General features: G+C 35.6%; 17 protein-coding genes and 1 pseudogene. 8 read left to right on the top strand and 10 right to left on the bottom strand.

The annotated features are described in order from the left end of the window. Together CO726_RS12210 and CO726_RS12205 are read right to left on the bottom strand one after the other, a co-directional pair. Complete coding sequence (locus CO726_RS12210) at positions 1-867, bottom strand: ABC transporter permease subunit (RefSeq protein WP_136699585.1); 867 nt, start codon at positions 865-867, stop codon at positions 1-3. A 156-nt stretch (positions 868-1023) separates the two neighbouring features. Next, positions 1024-1203 (bottom strand): annotated as a pseudogene (locus tag CO726_RS12205) (YwaF family protein); the annotation flags it as partial. Between the two features lie 211 nt (positions 1204-1414). On the opposite strand from CO726_RS12205, the gene CO726_RS12200 reads away from it, so the two are divergent. The 4 genes from CO726_RS12200 (at position 1415) to CO726_RS12185 (ending at position 6080) form a co-directional block, all read left to right on the top strand. Continuing rightward, positions 1415-2518: an efflux RND transporter periplasmic adaptor subunit gene (locus CO726_RS12200; protein ID WP_099684410.1), complete on the top strand. Its 1104-nt coding sequence runs from the start codon at positions 1415-1417 to the stop codon at positions 2516-2518. Next, the gene (locus CO726_RS12195; protein WP_000609098.1) at positions 2515-3189 is read left to right on the top strand and encodes an ABC transporter ATP-binding protein; all 675 of its coding nucleotides are present in this window, start codon (positions 2515-2517) and stop codon (positions 3187-3189) included. Before CO726_RS12200 ends, CO726_RS12195 begins: the two co-directional genes overlap by 4 nt. 26 nt (positions 3190-3215) lie before the next feature. Next, positions 3216-4373, top strand: coding sequence for an ABC transporter permease (locus tag CO726_RS12190; RefSeq protein ID WP_425427796.1), 1158 nt, complete (start codon positions 3216-3218; stop codon positions 4371-4373). A 447-nt stretch (positions 4374-4820) separates the two neighbouring features. Then, entirely contained in the window at positions 4821-6080 is a 1260-nt protein-coding gene (locus CO726_RS12185) for a 3D domain-containing protein (protein ID WP_136699583.1), read from the top strand. Between the two features lie 380 nt (positions 6081-6460). Here the strand turns inward: CO726_RS12185 and CO726_RS12175 are convergent, their stop codons facing one another. Beyond that, positions 6461-7549 carry a DUF871 domain-containing protein gene (locus tag CO726_RS12175; RefSeq protein WP_099684408.1) on the bottom strand — a complete coding sequence of 363 codons (1089 nt, stop codon included), beginning with the start codon at positions 7547-7549 and terminating at the stop codon, positions 6461-6463. A 312-nt stretch (positions 7550-7861) separates the two neighbouring features. Here CO726_RS12175 and CO726_RS12165 point away from each other — a divergent pair, with 312 nt between their 5' ends. Both CO726_RS12165 and CO726_RS12160 read left to right on the top strand, forming a co-directional pair. Continuing rightward, positions 7862-9064 carry an MFS transporter gene (locus CO726_RS12165; RefSeq protein ID WP_099684407.1) on the top strand — a complete coding sequence of 401 codons (1203 nt, stop codon included), beginning with the start codon at positions 7862-7864 and terminating at the stop codon, positions 9062-9064. 331 nt (positions 9065-9395) lie between these two features. Continuing rightward, the gene (locus CO726_RS12160; protein ID WP_098762428.1) at positions 9396-11051 is read left to right on the top strand and encodes a Na/Pi cotransporter family protein; all 1656 of its coding nucleotides are present in this window, start codon (positions 9396-9398) and stop codon (positions 11049-11051) included. Positions 11052-11087: 36 nt separating this feature from the next. Here the strand turns inward: CO726_RS12160 and CO726_RS12155 are convergent, their stop codons facing one another. After that, the gene (locus CO726_RS12155) at positions 11088-12086 is read right to left on the bottom strand and encodes a YhdH/YhfP family quinone oxidoreductase (RefSeq protein ID WP_099684406.1); all 999 of its coding nucleotides are present in this window, start codon (positions 12084-12086) and stop codon (positions 11088-11090) included. 315 nt (positions 12087-12401) lie between these two features. Here CO726_RS12155 and CO726_RS12150 point away from each other — a divergent pair, with 315 nt between their 5' ends. Beyond that, entirely contained in the window at positions 12402-13610 is a 1209-nt protein-coding gene (locus tag CO726_RS12150; RefSeq protein ID WP_099684405.1) for an LCP family protein, read from the top strand. Between the two features lie 148 nt (positions 13611-13758). Continuing rightward, on the top strand, positions 13759-14199 hold the full coding sequence (locus tag CO726_RS12145; protein WP_000642359.1) for a hypothetical protein: 441 nt from the start codon (positions 13759-13761) through the stop codon (positions 14197-14199). A gap of 186 nt (positions 14200-14385) precedes the next feature. Here CO726_RS12145 and CO726_RS12135 read toward each other — a convergent pair whose 3' ends face one another. From CO726_RS12135 to CO726_RS12110, 6 genes are all read right to left on the bottom strand, one after another. Further along, positions 14386-15150, bottom strand: a complete 765-nt coding sequence (locus CO726_RS12135; protein WP_099684404.1) for a sulfite exporter TauE/SafE family protein — start codon at positions 15148-15150, stop codon at positions 14386-14388. Between the two features lie 33 nt (positions 15151-15183). Next, on the bottom strand, positions 15184-15663 hold the full coding sequence (locus CO726_RS12130) for a DsrE/DsrF/DrsH-like family protein (RefSeq protein WP_099684403.1): 480 nt from the start codon (positions 15661-15663) through the stop codon (positions 15184-15186). 72 nt (positions 15664-15735) lie between these two features. Beyond that, complete coding sequence (locus tag CO726_RS12125; RefSeq protein WP_098761737.1) at positions 15736-16032, bottom strand: rhodanese-like domain-containing protein; 297 nt, start codon at positions 16030-16032, stop codon at positions 15736-15738. A 14-nt stretch (positions 16033-16046) separates the two neighbouring features. Next, on the bottom strand, positions 16047-16406 hold the full coding sequence (locus CO726_RS12120) for a rhodanese-like domain-containing protein (protein ID WP_098761736.1): 360 nt from the start codon (positions 16404-16406) through the stop codon (positions 16047-16049). A gap of 30 nt (positions 16407-16436) precedes the next feature. Further along, positions 16437-16667, bottom strand: a complete 231-nt coding sequence (locus tag CO726_RS12115) for a sulfurtransferase TusA family protein (protein ID WP_098761735.1) — start codon at positions 16665-16667, stop codon at positions 16437-16439. A gap of 19 nt (positions 16668-16686) precedes the next feature. Continuing rightward, a complete protein-coding gene (locus tag CO726_RS12110; protein ID WP_099684402.1) occupies positions 16687-17817 on the bottom strand; it encodes an MBL fold metallo-hydrolase in 1131 nt (376 codons plus the stop codon). Positions 17818-17850 lie beyond the last annotated feature (33 nt).

Raw genomic sequence — 17850 nt, 5'->3', positions numbered from 1 at the left:
TTATAATCTCTCCTTCATCGCAGCCGGAATGAGATAATGAAACAATTTAAATAAAATAAAAATCGGAATATATATAAGAAGCACACTAACGATGAAAACCTCAATCCTAATACCTTCATACGATTTCAAAAACATAAAAATACCACCCGTATTAAAAATCCATTCTATAATATATAAATTAGATAACATAAAAAAGATATTCGTTTTCGCAAAGAATAGTGTACTAAGCAACACATTTCGTAAAATATGACGATTTAAAATATGAAAGCGCCCCAGCCCTTTCGCCTTAGCAAATAGTACATAATCTTTTTCTAGCTCATTTTCGAAACGAAGCACTAACATTTTTACAAACAGAATTGTAGTCGGTATACTCAAACAAAATATCGGCAATCCTCTAATCGACTCGCCTCCGATTGACGCAATTTGAAAAGGTAAAAAGCCTGTTTGTTTAAAAACCCATACAACTAAAATTTGCGATACTAAAATAAGTAAAATGTCTGGAATAGATTCTAGGAAGATAAGAAATGATTTAATACGATGTTGTATACGAGGTGAACTACTCATAATCACATAAACAATACAAAATGCTACAAATAATGAAATACAAAAAGCAGCTAAAAATATAACAATCGTTTCTTTATAATGGACGAACAACTGCGGAAATAAAAATTTATCTCCCACATATTTAAAATTGGAGATGTCCATTAAGTTTACAAACACTTCTTTTAAACTCTGTATGTACTTTGATACATGCAGCTCAAATCCATAAAATAACTTCGGCAGTGCCCCTAAACAAATAATACCCAAAATCGAAATAATAAATTGAACCGTCACTTCCATCCCATTTAGAAAAACTTTTTTGACCACGTTTTCCCTTCTCTCTTTATATAATTTACCCTTTAATTTTATTCTTAATTTTCTGAATTGTAAATATTCACAAAAAAAATCACTAGGTTATGATCCTAGTGATTCTTTATGCGCATGCCCTTCACTTTTCGCAAACGGCATATACAAAATAAAACATCCTATAAATAAACATGCAATCGCATATCGAACCGTTATATTCCACTCACTTTGCCGTAATACATCTTGGTATTGATACAGAAAAAATATCCCCACCAACATAATAAATAATATAAGGACGTGTTGCCTTGAGTATGGAATAAATGGTTTTAATGGATGCGCACTAAAATAAGCTTCCATCTTCCTTCCTCCTCTCCTCCATACAATATTATTGTAAGAAAGAAACAACGAGTCAATTCATTTGCTTAGGCTGGGACAACCTTTGCCTTACATTTACATATTCATACCTTACAAAACTGTAAGGTTTTTGTAAGCTAAAACGATTTGTCAGATTCTTTCCCTCTTCTATACTTAATGTAGATACTAAAACGAACGAAAAGGTGATAAATAGATGAAGAAGAAAAATAAGGTGTTAATTACTAGTGTAGTAGCAATCGGAATTGCAGCTGGATCATACTTTGCATTTGCTGGAGGCGGTTCAGAAGTAGCAACGGCATATAGCGGATATAAAGTAACCGAAAAACAAATCCAAAACGCGCAAAAATTTGGAGGCGAAGTTATTCCAAACGGAATTGAAACTATTTCATTCGATCCAACAAAAGGTACGTATGAATTAGCTGTAAAAAAAGGTGATGAAGTGAAAAAAGGGCAGCTTCTGTTTAAATATAATGATCCTACTGCTAAACAAGGTGTAACAGAAGCAGAAATGCAAAAGAAAATCGCACAAAAAGAAGTAACATTGTTCCAAAAACAAATTGATACAGCAAAACAAAAATTACAAAAAGATAAAAATGCGGGTCTTCCTGCTGAAGCATTAAAAGCATCAGAAATCGAAGTACAACAATTAGAATCGCAACTTGAAATGAAAAAGTTTGAAGTTGAAAAATCTGATGAAATGATTAAAGCGGCAAAAGAGAAAGTAAACACACTTTCTGTAACGAGTCCCACCGATGGCGTAATTGATGATATTGTGAAAACTGCTGATGAAAAAACAGGTATGAGTGGAATTACTCTTCGTCACGCTGGTCCATTTAAAGTAAAAGGTCAACTTTCTGAATATGAGCTTGCTAGTATGAAAGTTGGGCAAGAAGTAACTGTTTCATCAAAAACGGTCGCTGGTAAAACTTGGACAGGAAAAGTAACAGAAATTAGTTCTACGCCATTAAAGAGCATGGATGAAAACAAAACTGTTTCTAACTATCAATTCACTGTCACGTTAGATAATAGTGAAGAATTACAAAACGGTTTCCATGTTTACGTAACAAGTAAATCTGGCGAAGCAACTGGTACAATTGTTCCGAAAAGCAGCATCGTGAAAAAAGGTGACAAAAATGTTGTCTTCGTTGTAAAAGACGGTAAAGCGAAAGAACAAGCGGTTACTGTTGAATTCGAGACTGATAGCGAAGCAAAAGTTTCTGGAGTAAAAAAAGGAGAACAAATTATCTCTAAACCTGAAAAAGACTTAAAAGATGGTATGGAGGTTGTCGCCCGATGATTAACTTAAAAGGCATCACGAAATCTTTCCAAAATGGTGCAGAATCCGTTCAAATATTACACGGCATTGATGTAACACTGAACCAAGGAGAATTCACTTCTATTATGGGACCATCTGGTTCTGGTAAATCAACATTAATGAACATTATCGGCTGTTTAGATAAACCAACGACAGGTGCGTATGAACTAGCTGGTCAAAATATTTCAAACATGTCTGAAACAGAACTTGCACGCGTGCGTAATAAAGAGATTGGGTTCGTATTCCAAAACTTCATGTTATTACCGAGACTTACAGCACTTCAAAATGTAGAACTCCCTCTTATTTATGCAGGTGTTGATAAAAAAGAGCGACGCGAGCGCTCACTAGCCGCTTTAACAAAAGTAGGTTTAGCTGATCGTGCTACTCACCTGCCGAACGAATTATCAGGTGGACAAAAACAGCGTGTCGCAGTCGCACGTGCAATCGTAAATAATCCAAAGTTCATTTTAGCCGATGAACCGACGGGGGCACTTGATACGAAAACAAGTACACAAATTATGGACCTCTTTTACGAATTAAACAAACAAGGCTCAACAATCATTATGATTACCCACGATCGTGAAATTGGGGAAGCTGCAGCACGTCAAATTGTAATTCGTGACGGAAATATCGTCCAAGATTGGAGAGGTTAATTTTGAACACGAGTGAAAATATACGCATGGCCCTTTCCTCTATCTTTGCTCATAAAATGCGTTCTATCTTAACGATGCTAGGAATTATTATTGGGGTTAGTGCCATCATTACCATTATCTCAATTGGGGATGGAACAAACGCAAAGTTCCGCGAACAAATTGGGAACGAAAAAAAGGATCAGTTTTCTGTAAATTATAAGACAGAAGATTACTCAGATATGGACGGGAAAATTTCCTCAAGCATGTATGAAAGTATATCCAAAATTTCTGGTGTGCAAGATGTTTATCCAGATGTAAGAGGAAAAGAAAAAGTATATGCAGGAAAAAAAGAATTAGACCTTGACATTACCGGTGCAAAAGGTGATTATTTTGAAGATACATCTAAATTCAAACTTGAGCACGGCAGATTTTTAACAGCAGCTGATTTAGACAGACCTGAACATGCAATTGTATTAAATACAGATGCTTTTGATAAATTATATTCTTCATGGGAACCAAACTTATATATAGATATAAAAGGTACACCATACAAAGTAGTTGGCGTATATTCAGTAAAGGCAATGATGGGTGGCATGACATTTAAAGAAGGTGTCATTTCAGCAGAAAACTGGCCTGTATTATTCGGGAAAAACAACTACGACTCTGTAACAGTAAAAATTGCTCCTGGTCAAGATAAGGAAACTGTTCAAGAAGCAGTTGTAAAATCATTAAATGAAGCAAAAAAACCAGAGCATTCAGGTAAATTTGAAGTACCAGATCCACAAGAATTCTTAAAAGAAATTGATAGCTTCACAGGTATATTAAAAAGCGTATTCGGTGGTATTGCCGCTATTTCCTTACTTGTAGGTGGTATCGGTGTAATGAACATTATGCTAGTATCTGTAACAGAGCGTACACGTGAAATCGGTATTCGTAAAGCATTAGGCGCAACACGTGGTAAAGTACTAATGCAATTCTTAATCGAAGCTTGTATTTTAACAGCATTAGGTGGTTTTGTCGGCTTTATGCTTGGAATCTTCTTCGCATGGATTGTCGCAATGTTTGCAGGATGGCCACTTGTCGTTTCACTAAAACTAGGACTTATCTCCGTTGCCCTATCTATGTTAATCGGTATACTATTCGGTTTACTTCCAGCTAACAAAGCTGCAAAACTTGATCCAATTGAATGTTTACGATATGAATAAACAAAAACGTAGGAGTTTACACTCCTGCGTTTTTTATTTATCTATTAAATCGTGTTTCTTCTATTATATATGTTTCACGTTATAAACACCTTTAATTATTTTAACGTACTAAGGCTATTATAGAATCCTATTATTGCAAAAATAATATGTGACAGACTAAAATCAAGGCGTAATTTTTTCCATACCTCGACTTATTTTGTAACAATTATAGCGATATTTTATTAAATTCCACCTCATTTATATTTCTCCACAGCGAAAGTAGTTATTTTTACATAACTACTTTCCCGTTTCAACAGCAAAATACGACATTTTTGTAATACTTACGAAAAAATCATGTAACAATATAGAAATAATATTAATCTATTAGAAATTGAAATCCTGCCCTTTTTATGTATCACATGCTCTAACCTCCCCTAAAAACTATAAGAAAGCGCTTTTAGGATATTACTGGAATTATTACAGAATATTAATGACCCGTTACGAAAGCTTTGTAATTTTATGTTTTTCGCAAATAAGAAAATAATGGTTGCTATAATGAGGTCAACGAAAACAAATGCAATGGAGGCTATTATGAAAAAATTTATGGGTATAGCAACAGCAGCGGTTTTTGGTCTTGGGATTTTCACAACATCTGCTAAAGCAGAGACAATCGTAACAACTGACGTATTAAATGTGCGAGAAAACCCAACTACTGAATCAAAAGTTGTCGGAAAGTTATTAGATGGATATAAAGTTAACGTTTTACATACAGAAAACGGATGGTCAAAAGTGAAATTAAATAGTGGTAAAGAAGCTTTCATTAGCGCTGACTACACAAAAGATATTTACTACGTAACAGCAAACGTATTAAACGTACGTGCTGGAGCAAACACAGACTCAGAAATTCTTGGTAAGTTGAAACAAGATGATGTAATTGAAACAACACACCAAGTAGAAAATGGTTGGATCCAATTTGAATATAACGGAAAAACAGCTTATGTTCATGTTCCTTACTTAACAGGTAAAGCTCCAGTTAAAGTTCAGCCAGTAGTTAAAGCTGAAAAAACAACTAAAGTTCAAGATACAGCTAAAATTCGTGAAACAGTTAAAGCCGGAGAAGTAGCTGAAGCTGAAGCTCAAGCAAAAGCTAAGGCCGGGGAGGCAGCTAAAGCTCGTGAAGCAGCTGAAGCTCAAGCAGAAGCTAAGGCCGGGGAGGCAGCTAAAGCTCGTGAAGCAGCTGCAGCTCAAGCTGAAGCTAAAGCTCAAGCAGCGGCTAAAGCCGGGGAAGCAGCTAAGGCTCGTGAAGCAGCTAAAGCTCAGGCAGAAGCTGAAGCTAAGGCCGAGGAAGCAGCTAAAACTCAAAAACCAGCTACACAAAAACCTACTGCAAAAGAAACTGAAACAAGTGCACCATCATCTTCTCGTGAGTTACGCGTTGTAGCAACAGCTTACACAGCAGATCCACTTGAAAATGGTTATAAAGCAGGCGACCAAGTAAAATCATCTTTAGGTCACAACTTAACAGCTAATCCAAACATGAAACTAATCGCAGTTGATCCAAGTGTCATTCCATTAGGTTCAAAAGTATGGGTTGAAGGTTACGGAGTAGCAATTGCTGGTGATACTGGTGGCGCTATTAAAGGAAATAAAATCGACGTTTTAATGCCTGATAAAGGTACATCAAGTAACTGGGGACGTAAAACAGTTACAGTGAAAATTTTAAACTAATTATTTAAAAAAGAGTTAGTCTCATTTGAACTGTACCCTATAAAATGGACAGTTTAATAAAAAGACCGTTAAAAATTAGGCACTTAAAAGATGGTTCCGGTATTGTACCGGGGCCATTTTTTTTGAGTGTCCATTGATAACGATCATAATTATAATCTTGCATATAATCCTCTATTCCCTGCCTAAGAGAGTGTAACGTTTGACAACACTTATAGTCTAATTTCCTCTACGTGACATAGATTGTCATTCCCATCTCCTTTACACGGCGCTGAAATTCTGGATGCGTGTGAAAATACACAAAAACCCCGAATCATGGACTTTTTTAGTGTCCACGATTCGGGGTACAGTTCAGTCAATAGTTTTTCCCCTTTATATTCTCTCTATTTCTTTAATGTAAATCCGAATTTATCCCATGCTTGTAAATAGTCTAGTAAGAAAATCTCTTCTTCTACAATTCGACCAACTACATTTGTTTTTCCTGTATTCACCATATCTTTTAACGCGATTTGTAATTCACCTTTATATTGACCATACTGTTCATTATCAATTAAAAGATCACCGCGCTTAATTTCGCGTGTATTATGTGGTTTGAACTCTTCTTTCTTATATTTCACACGACTTTGTGTCGAGCGAATCATATATTCAGATACATCTCCGCGATAAAAATGCGGTTCCTCTAACACAATAATTCTTTCTAGTTCTGTCGTTGTATCATATAGTTCGATATCAAATGTTTGTTTCTCTTTATTTAGTGCACCTAGTGCTTGTAATTCTTCTTCTGATGCATACGCATTCGCAATAATAACATCATCAATTAATTCTGTCGCAAATAAATGCTTCGCCTGTGTTGTCATCGGTAATTCACGATGCTGCTCTAACGTACATAACCCTTCTGTTACTGGCCAAGGTCCGTATGTTGCATCAAATGATGAAATAAACGCAGCTGTTCTCATACCGTAATTTTTAAATTGTTTCGAGCATTTAATGAAATGATCGTATGATAATCCTGAATAGCGGTGCGGATAAAAATTATGACAACCAATTAAATTTTCACGATTTGGTCTATGACTCATAATGTTATCTACATATTTCGTACCGTTACTCATATTAATTTCAATTTTTAAGCCGTATGGATTGTAAGTCATAATCGATTCTTCTAATCCTGAGAAACCGACATCTAAACGAATACCGTACGCTCCTAACTCATGGAAGAACGATAAATCATTATATGAAATACCTAATTGTGTAAAGACAGCTGGACTAATATCAACTAATACTTGGAACCCTAATGCATTTGCATGCGAGATCGTTTCCTTAAACTCTTCTATAATTTTCTCTTTTTCTCCATCTACAGACAATAAACATGTGAACATACGTGTAAATCCGTATTTACTCGCTAATGTTAAATATTCCTTATCTTTCTCTACTGTTGAATGTTCTGGATAAATAGAAATACCTAATCGTCTCATATGTACACGCCTCTTTCTTCATTGTTTTGTAAACCCTTTCAAATATATGTAGTGAAAAAGTATATATCCCCTTCTCATTCACTACTTTTTGAATCCGCTTTCTTAAAAAACAATTTCTATCATTCATAACAACTACAAGTCTATACATCTATACTTTACATCTTTTTTTCATAGTTGTGTAGCTTTTACACAAATTTGTCAATTTTTTCACCTCGAAAATTGTTATCCGTTTCAAGACACCTTCCTTGACTGTTACATTGACCAATACATATACTCGAAAGAAAAGAGAAATTTTATATAGGGGATGAATATATGGGAGAGGCAATACTCGTAAAACGAGAACCGTTATGGACGAAAGAGTTTATTGCACTAATTCTAGCAAACTTATGTATGTTTTTAGGGTTTCAAATGTTAATTCCTACTTTACCTGTTTATGTGAAAGAAATTGGTGGCACAAGTTCCAATATCGGATTTGTTGTCGGTATGTTTACCGTTGCGGCACTTTTTGTGAGGCCGCTAACTGGAAATGCCTTGCAAAAATTCAACAAAAAAATCATTTTAATGATCGGTACTGCTATTTGTTTACTCGCTATGGGTAGTTATCTTTTCGCTTCAACCGTTTTCCTATTACTTGCCGTTCGAATTTTACACGGTGCTGGATTTGGTATTACAACAACTACATATGGAACTGTCGTTTCAGATTTAATTCCGCAAGCTCGCCGCGGTGAAGGCATGGGATATTTCGGTCTCTCTGGAACGATTGCAATGGCGCTCGGTCCACTAATCGGACTTTGGCTTATGCAAACATATAACTTTACGATTCTTTTTTTATGTGCACTTTCCTGTACAATTGTTTCATTAATATTAACGAAACTACTTCAAATTAAAAAATCGCCACAATCACCACAGCAAACATCTGGTACCTTTCTCGATGGATTTATTGAGCGAAAAGCTTTACTTCCTTCATTATTAATATTATGTATTACATTAATGTACGGAGGAATCGGGAGCTTTATTACATTATTTGCTACGGAAGTCGGAATTGCTGATATAAGCCTCTTCTTCTTATTTAATGCACTTGCAATCGCTGTCACTCGTCCGTTTTCTGGAAAATTGTATGATGCGAAAGGCCATACATTCGTTATTATTCCAGGAGTTATTATTACGTTTACAGGTATTATTTTATTGTCGTATACGACTACAATTCCAAGTTTAATTATTGCAGCAGCATGCTACGGAAGTGGTTTTGGAGCGATTCAACCTGCACTACAAGCATGGATGATCGACCGAGTAGCACCTCACCGACGAGGAGTCGCAACAGCTACATTCTTCTCAGCATTTGACCTAGGAATTGGTGCTGGCGCAATTATTTTTGGATTCATTGCACATTTTACAAACTACGCAACTGTATATCGCTATTCCTCTCTACTACTTATTGCGTTCCTGTTCATTTACATCACAAGTGTAAGAAAACAAAAGCATGGAAATAAAAACACAGAAAAAGCTGCTGGATAATTCCAGTGGCTTTTTTATCTTATTTTTGATGTTATAAAACTACATGCATTTTCCTACATATTTTTTTAACTTCCATCAAAAAATATACGATGAACTCGCAGACGCTTTCCTTGATATTCATCTGAACAATACTATTCTAAAAAGTGTGATTTCTTTACAAAAATACGATTTACAAAAGACAAAAACCAATAAAATACAGCTGTTTCTTTAAAGAATTGTAAACTTTTCATCCCTTTGTAAATTTAGTGTAAATTTTACTGATAAACCGTTTACAGTTACTCAAGGTTCAGTTAATAATTACATCGTACATGAAATTTAAGGAGTGGAATGCGTGGAATACAATGTTCAAGATATGATCTTCCAGTTCATTGGTGGATTAGGTATTTTCTTATTCGGGATTAAATACATGGGCGATGGACTGCAACAAGCAGCTGGAGATCGTCTTCGCGATATTCTAGATCGCTTTACAACAAACCCACTTATGGGTGTACTAGCAGGTATGTTAGTTACTGTATTAATCCAATCAAGTTCAGGAACAACAGCTTTAACAGTCGGACTTGTAAGTGCCGGATTTATGACATTAAGACAAGCAATTGGTGTTATTATGGGTGCGAACATCGGAACGACAGTTACTGCATTTATTATCGGAATTAAAATCGGAGAATATGCTCTCCCAATTATGGCAGTTGGAGCAATTTTACTATTCTTCTTTAAAAATAAAAAAGTTCATTCTTTAGGTCAAGTTGTATTCGGTTTTGGTATGTTATTCTTCGGTTTAGAATTAATGAGTACAGGTATGAAACCTCTTCGCTCTTTAGAATCATTCCAAGAATTAACAGTTAGCATGAGTGATAACCCAATTTTAGGAGTTGTTGTTGGTACAGTCTTCACTTTAATTGTACAAAGTTCAAGTGCAACAATCGGTATTTTGCAAGAACTATTCGGTCAAGGGGCAATCGATTTACAAGCTGCCCTACCTGTATTATTCGGTGATAATATCGGTACAACAATTACAGCAGTATTAGCAGCAATCGGTACTTCTATTGCCGCAAGACGTGCAGCATTAGTTCACGTTATCTTTAATATCGTCGGTACAATCATATTTACGATTTTATTAGTACCGTTTACAAGTTTAATTCAATATTTCCAAACGTCATTAAACTTAAATCCAGAAATGACAATTGCATTTGCACACGGAACGTTTAATGTAACGAATACACTCATTCAGTTCCCATTCATCGCTGTATTAGCATGGATTGTAACGAAAATTATTCGTGGTGAAGATGCAGCTATTGATTTCAAACCGCAACATTTAAATCCAATCTTTATTGAGCAATCTCCAGCTATCGCTTTAACAGAAGCTCAAAAAGAAATCATCCGTATGGCTGAGTTTTCATTACATGGATTAAAAGAAGCAAATCAATTTTTAAATACACAAGACAAAAAACACGCTGATATGGCTACTCAATTAGAAGGAGCTATTAACAATTTAGATAAAAAAATTACCGAGTATTTAGTTTTACTATCAGAAAAACCACTTTCACCTACGGATTCTGAAAAGCATTCAGTTCTAGCAGGTGTTGTTGGAGATATTGAACGTGTTGGTGATCATGTAGAAAACCTTGTAGAACTTGTAGATTTCCAAATTTCAAACCGTGTTTCTCTATCAGACGAAGCACTAGCTGAATTAAATGAAATGCTTGAGTTAACAATTTCAACATTACAAGACGCAGTTGAAGCTTTAACAAACTTCGATACTGAATTAGCTCGAACTGTTATTGCGAAAGAACGTAAAATTGACCAAATGGAACGTGTTCTTCGTAAACGTCACGTATTACGTCTGAACGAACGTAGCTGTTCAGGTAATGCAAGTATCATCTTCGTCGATATGGTAAGTAACTTAGAACGTATCGGTGATCACGCTGTAAATATCGCTGACGGAGTTTTAGGTGAACAAGGAAAAATCAATTTAAAACAATCATTATAATGAAGAAAAGAGACGCTACATTACGCGTCTCTTTTCTTATTTCATTTTTACTACCGTTCTTCCTTTTAACTTTCCTTGTAGTATAAGCTCAAACTTCTCATCTAATTCTTCTAATGCACATTCTGCTGTATAAGATAATAGCTCTAAACTTTTCCAATCCTCTGCTAACAACGCCCACACTACTCTTCTCACATCTACTGGACATTGCACTGAATCTATTCCTAAAAGGCTAACTCCTCGTAATATGAATGGATATACTGTTGTATGTAACTCATGCCCTGCCACATTTCCACATGTCGTTACACAACCGTCATATCGAACCAATTTCAAAGCTGTTTCGAGTATTTTTCCGCCTACAGTATCGATAACCCCAGCGTATCCCCCTTTCAGCATTGGTCTTCCTGATTCATCATTCAATTCCGCGCGATGAATTACTTTTTTCGCTCCTAGACGTAGTAGCATCTGTTCTTCTTCCATTTTCCCTGTCGCTCCTACTACGTTAAATCCTAATTTACTTAAAATACTAACAGCTACACTCCCTACGCCGCCTGTAGCACCCGTTACTAAAACATCTCCCATACTTGGCGTTATGCCTGCTCTAATAAGCTTATATACTGATAAAGCAGCTGTAAAACCTGCTGTCCCGTACATCATACTTTCCTTTAATGACATTCCCTCTGGTAAAGAGATGATCCAAGATGCTGGCACGCGAATATATTCTCCGAAACCACCAGAAGTATTCATCCCTAAATCATATCCTGTTACAATGACTTGATCTCCTACCTTAATGGTTTCATCTTCACTACTCACAACTTCTCCTGCTGCATCAATTCCTGGCGTATGAGGATATGTTCTCGTAACACCTTTATTACCAGTAGCTGAAAGAGCATCTTTATAATTTAATGAAGAATAATGAACCTGTATTAATACGTCTCCCTCTGGTAAACTACTTACTTCTTTCTCTACAACGTTTCTTACAAACTGCTTACCTTCTGTTTCGTTCACAACAATTGCTCGGAATGATGTATGATTCATTATGTTCCTCTCCTTTATTCGTAAAGTTCTACTTTATTATATAGAAAATATAAGTACGCCTACTCATTTCTTCTTGGCTATATTTCAACAAATCTTACTTCTCTCTCTCTTTCTCATAATATATATTTTCATTTCTACTAAAAGCCTTTATACTTAATCTACATCTAAAAAATAAAATATAGAAAATCTGACTTTTTATAAATAAATTGAATTTTTACGAAATGTAAATGATTTGTAATGTTTTTTTTCGCTAAATTTCATTATAATAAGTGGATATGAGTGTCGTATTTCAATCCAAATGAAGGAGTACAGGAAATGGAGCAAAACCCATCTTTGCAAGAAAATACACGCAGTAAACCGAAAAAAAGTAAGAAAAAAATAAAAATTATTATAAGCGTTATTCTATTCTTTTTAATAGTAGGTGGCGGTTATACTTGGTTTTTAGTAAATAAAGCATCTTCTGCTGTTCGAAATGCCGCACACGATTTAGCACGCGGTGATAAATCTGATTTACGTGATAAAGCTGTAAAACCTATTACAAACAATGTCTCTGTCTTAGTAATGGGTGTTGATGAAAGCGATGTCCGCGGGAAAGAATATGGTGAAGCTATAAGAACGGATGCACTATTACTTGCAACGTTTAATAAAGATAGCAAAACTGTAAAACTATTAAGTATTCCACGAGATACATATACGTATATTCCAGTGGAAAAGAAAAAAGATAAAATTACACACGCTCATGCATACGGTTCTACTAAAAACGGAAAAGATGGTGGACCACAAGCAAGTATTGATGCAGTTGAAAAATTACTAAATGTTCCTGTTGATTACTTTGTAAAGTTTAACTTCAAATCATTTATGAAAATTGTCGATGATTTAGGCGGTATTGAAGTCGATGTACCAGTTGAATTTACTGAACAAGATAGTAATGATAACGCTGATGCAATTCACCTGAAGAAAGGTGTTCAAAAGCTAAATAGTGAAGAAGCTCTCGCTCTTGCTAGAACGCGCCACATTGATAGTGATGCAATGCGTGGACAACGTCAACAACTCGTTATTGAAGCTATTTTAAAGAAACTAACAAGTGTTGGCTCTGTAACAAAAGTTGGTAACATCATTGATGATATTAACGGACAATTCGTTACAAACTTAACATTCGATGATATGCTTTCATTCTATAAGTACGGATCGGATTCGGAAATTGAGAAATTACAAATTCAAGGTGAAGACTGCTATATGGCAAAAGGCGACGATACATGTAGCAAATCTGCTGGTGGCGGTCGAACATATTACTACAATCCAGATAAAAAAGAACTAGCAAATGTTACAAACCAACTTCGTACTCACCTTGGATTACCTGCATATACAAAAACAGACTCTGATTCAAAGAAAACAAACTCACAGAAAACAAAAGAATCTAAGTCTGAAAATTCAAGTGAACGCGAATCAAGTAACAATGAAGTGAAAAATAAGAATAAAAATAGCAGTGAAGATACAGAAACATCGTCTAACGACAATGAATAAAAAAGAAGCAGTTCTCTATGGAGGTAGAGTACTGCTTCTTTTTATTTCTTCAGAATTAAAAATCAGAACTTTCTAACTATCTTTTTTAATATTTTTAAATTATAATAAATAGTAGCAATCTATTCCAATTATCAGGGGGCTCATACATATGAAAGCTGCAGTAAAACATAACATCTCAGATTTTAAAGATTACTTAAAATCCAACGATATATACATGGAAGAAAATATAGATGAAAATGATGGTTCTGTTCATTTTTCAGTAGGATTAGAAACAGAAGCTGGCGCAAAAATTCAACTTATCGCTGCTTTCCAAAACGAACATCCTACTGTGGATATATACTGCTTCAATGTTGCTCACGTACCTGATGCAACAGCAACAAATGACATTTTGCACGTTATCAATGAATTAAACACATCTTATCGATTTGCAAAATTCACATTAAACAAGCAAAATGCAATTGATATTTCAACATCTCTTGCATTCTCAGAACCAAACTTTAATCCAGCACTTGTCTTTGAACATACGAGAATGCTATATAAATTAGCAAATGACGAATATAAAAACTTAATGAAAGTTATTTGGGCATAAAGTGAAACTTTAATCAGTGGGGGTTTTGTTCATCCCCCACTGATTATTAGTTGAACCAATCGGGCTTTTACGTGCAGCCCGCCCCCCACCTAACTTCTTTGCTTCCGCTGAATTTTGAGGTGGGGGTCTTACTGCCCGGCGAATAGCGGGATAAATAAAAAGATGGGCTGCAAGCAGCCCATCCTTTTATTTCAATATCATATCAATCCACATCTTAACAGCAGTGCCTACAATCAAAATCGATAACATATATTGCAATGCTTTTTGATTTATCTTCTTCCCAACTCGCGCTCCAAGCGGCGCAGCAAAGATGCTTGCAATCGCAATAATAAGAGCTGGAATTACAACTACTTGCCCAGTTATCACTTTTCCAGTTGTAATCCCTACTGAGGAAATAAACGTAATAGCAATCGATGTTGCTATTGTTGTACGTATCGGCAATTTTAAAATGACTAGCATAATCGGAACTAATAAGAAAGAACCTCCAGCTCCTATAATGCCTGATGCTCCTCCTACAATAAATGCTAACAAACTTGCTAACCATTTATTATATTTCACTTCATCACCATTATTTCGTTTCGGTACGAACATCATAATAGCAGCTATTGTTGCTAACGCTGCATAAACAATATTGACCGTATGTTCCTCTAATACGTTAGCACCAAAACTCCCTATGAAACTTCCTATTAATATACTAGCTCCCATATACACAACTAGCATTTTATCCATAGCATTACTTTTCCGATAGGCCCATGCCCCTACAAAAGTTGCAAAGAATACTTGCACCGCTGTAATACCACTCACTTCATGTGCAGTATAGCCAGAAAATCCTAGCAATACCGGAATGTATAGGATCATCGGATAATTAATAATCGCACCACCAATTCCAACCATTCCTGATATAAACGATCCTATAAACCCAATTATAAAAAGTAATACGACTAAACTCATCTTATATCCCCCGCCTTCTAAAAAGAAGGTGATTTAAATGAATAAGTTTACATTCCCATCCGAAGCATCTGCTAAATAAGCTCCTACTCCTGCAAACTCTACCCCTTCCATAATCTCTTCCTCTTTTAACCCTAATAAATCTACCGTCATTTGACAAGCGACAAGTTTAATCCCCTGTTCTTTCGCCAAATCCATCAAATCTGGTAAAGGCATCGCATTATGTTTTTTCATAATACCTTTAATCATCTTAGGTCCCATACCGGCAAAATTCATTTTTGATAATCTCATCTTATCAGCACCACGCGGCATCATTTTTCCAAACACTTTTTCTATAAAAGTTTTCTTCACCTTCACATGTTCATCTTTCCTTAAAGCATTTAATCCCCAAAAAGTATGAAAAATAGTCACCTCTTGATCATAAGCCGCTGCACCATTTGCAATAATATAAGCAGCCATCGCTTTATCATAATCTCCACTAAATAAAACGATTGTTGTTTTCTTCTGTTGCTCCATGTTGCTCTCCTTCCAATTACCTATAGGGGTATTTACTTGTTTATAAAAAGATTGAAATCATTTACCTCATTCTTATATGACTTTACCTTCCCACGCTAACATACCACCTACCATATTGATTGCTTGAAAACCGTAGCTCTCTAAAAACTGAACTGCTCTTGCACTTCTTCCCCCAGAGCGACAAACGATAATGTACTCTTTATTTTTATCCAACTCATGCATACGAAATTCTAATAGTCCTAGTGGAATGTTACACGCTTCTGGAATTTTCCCTTCAGCTACTTCTTCTACTTCACGTACGTCTACAATATTTACTGCTTCTTTCCGTAACAATTTTTCTTCTATTTCTTTTGCCGTCATTTCTTTCATTTTAAATGCCCTCCTCACAAACCATTCATACCACCTGAAACATTGATAACTTGCTGAAACCCTAATTTCTTTAATACTTTTGCTGCTCGCTTACTTCTCATCCCGCTCTGACAAATAACGATTACTTCCTTATTTTTATCTAATTGATTTGCTCTACTAGCTAACTCATTTAACGGGATATTCTGAAATCCTTTCATATGATTCCCTCTATATTCACCTACTGTACGAACATCGATAAATTGTTTCCCCTTTTTTCCCGCTATACTCTTTAATTCTTTTCCACTTATATTTTGAACACCTTTTGCCGGTAAAAAACGTGAAATAACAACTACTACAGCAAATACAATGAAAAGCGTACTTAATAATGTATTCATATAACCAACCTCTCTACATTTATAAAAATACTACGCCTTCTTAATCCAAAACTTCAGCACATCTGCTTCTTCTACATGCTTTACGATGTCATGACCACCTTTATTTGCCCACGCTGGAATATCCTTAACTGAGCCTTTATCCGTTACGTGTACTTCTAACACTTCTCCAGTTTGTAAAGCATCCATCGCTTTCTTCGTTCTTACAATCGGCATTGGACATGCTAAACCTTTCGCATCTAACACTTGTTTTACATTCATCATCTATTCCTCCAATTTGTTATTAATTATGAACTGCACAGCGATTTGGACCGATCTCCATTTCACGTTCTTCTTCCACACTCGGATGAATTTTCCCCATATTCGTTTGACGAATTTCTTCGTAAGCATTCGGCTGAGGTGGTAAATTCTCTGTTACAACTTTACGAAACTCTCCCTCATCCTCAATATTTAGTCCTGCATTATGCGCGAATAAATCTTTTAACTTTGCGCTTACAACACCATGCTCATCCATTTCACTTATTTTTGAATAATGAGCTGGTAACACGATTAATTGTTGAGATAAAACTTTATATCGGTTATATAGAGTTTCTCGTAAATCACTCACCCAATCTTCAGCCTTCCCAGCAAGATCTGGACGCCCAATTGAATCTACAAATAAAATATCGCCTGATAATAAATAGGAATCATCTACAATAAATGATGTACTTCCAATCGTATGCCCTGGTGAGTATAATGCGTCAATTGCAATTTTGGTATCCCCCACTGTAATAACAGATCCTTCAACAAGCGGTTTATATGAGAAAACTACTTTCTCCGCATCTTTTGGAGGTAACCAATACGTACCACCTACTTTTTCAGCTAACTTACGTCCTCCAGAAATATGGTCTGCATGTAAATGTGTATCCATTACATTCGTAATCGTAACGCCATGCTCTTTCGCAAACTGTTCATATGCTTCAACTGTTCTTACCGCATCAATAACTGCTGCTTCGCCGTTTGAAACGACCATATACGATAAACACCCTTTTCCAAGGCGGTTAAATTGATATATACTTCCTCCGCCCTGTATATCTCCTACTTTTAACGGCTTTACATATTCACTCCAAGCTTTCATACCGCCGGCTAAATAATAAATATTTTCTAATCCAGCCTCTGTTAATTGCTCTGCAACAAATATAGAAGACCCTTCTTTTGCACATACTACTAAAACATCTTTATCTTTAGGTAATTCACTTACAATATGATCTACACCCTCTAACAAGTCAAAATAAGGTTTATTAATAGAAGAAACTTGTTTTCCTTCAATTTTCCAATCTTCATAATCCGCTTCATTACGTACATCTAAAATAAACAATTCTCCGAATAAAACTTTCTCTGCAACATCTTTCGCTTGTAACGGTTTAACACTCACCTTATTACCCCCTGTGGTATATTTGTATTTAAA

This window comes from Bacillus fungorum, assembly GCF_002746455.1.
GTDB classification, from domain to species: Bacteria; Bacillota; Bacilli; order Bacillales; family Bacillaceae_G; genus Bacillus_A; species Bacillus_A fungorum.
The sequence above is the reverse complement of the archived record's forward strand: the minus strand, read 5'-3'. Positions and strand labels throughout refer to the sequence as shown.

Bases quoted from the DNA above. Each gene is read 5' to 3' on its own strand.
- CO726_RS12200 (WP_099684410.1), top strand. From the start codon at position 1,415: ATGAAGAAGAAAAATAAGGTGTTAATTACTAGTGTAGTAGCAATCGGA.
- CO726_RS12195 (WP_000609098.1), top strand. From the start codon at position 2,515: ATGATTAACTTAAAAGGCATCACGAAATCTTTCCAAAATGGTGCAGAA.
- CO726_RS12190 (WP_425427796.1), top strand. From the start codon at position 3,216: ATGGCCCTTTCCTCTATCTTTGCTCATAAAATGCGTTCTATCTTAACG.
- CO726_RS12175 (WP_099684408.1), bottom strand. From the start codon at position 7,549: ATGAGACGATTAGGTATTTCTATTTATCCAGAACATTCAACAGTAGAG.
- CO726_RS12165 (WP_099684407.1), top strand. From the start codon at position 7,862: ATGGGAGAGGCAATACTCGTAAAACGAGAACCGTTATGGACGAAAGAG.
- CO726_RS12155 (WP_099684406.1), bottom strand. From the start codon at position 12,086: ATGAATCATACATCATTCCGAGCAATTGTTGTGAACGAAACAGAAGGT.
- CO726_RS12150 (WP_099684405.1), top strand. From the start codon at position 12,402: ATGGAGCAAAACCCATCTTTGCAAGAAAATACACGCAGTAAACCGAAA.
- CO726_RS12145 (WP_000642359.1), top strand. From the start codon at position 13,759: ATGAAAGCTGCAGTAAAACATAACATCTCAGATTTTAAAGATTACTTA.
- CO726_RS12135 (WP_099684404.1), bottom strand. From the start codon at position 15,150: ATGAGTTTAGTCGTATTACTTTTTATAATTGGGTTTATAGGATCGTTT.
- CO726_RS12130 (WP_099684403.1), bottom strand. From the start codon at position 15,663: ATGGAGCAACAGAAGAAAACAACAATCGTTTTATTTAGTGGAGATTAT.
- CO726_RS12125 (WP_098761737.1), bottom strand. From the start codon at position 16,032: ATGAAAGAAATGACGGCAAAAGAAATAGAAGAAAAATTGTTACGGAAA.
- CO726_RS12120 (WP_098761736.1), bottom strand. From the start codon at position 16,406: ATGAATACATTATTAAGTACGCTTTTCATTGTATTTGCTGTAGTAGTT.
- CO726_RS12115 (WP_098761735.1), bottom strand. From the start codon at position 16,667: ATGATGAATGTAAAACAAGTGTTAGATGCGAAAGGTTTAGCATGTCCA.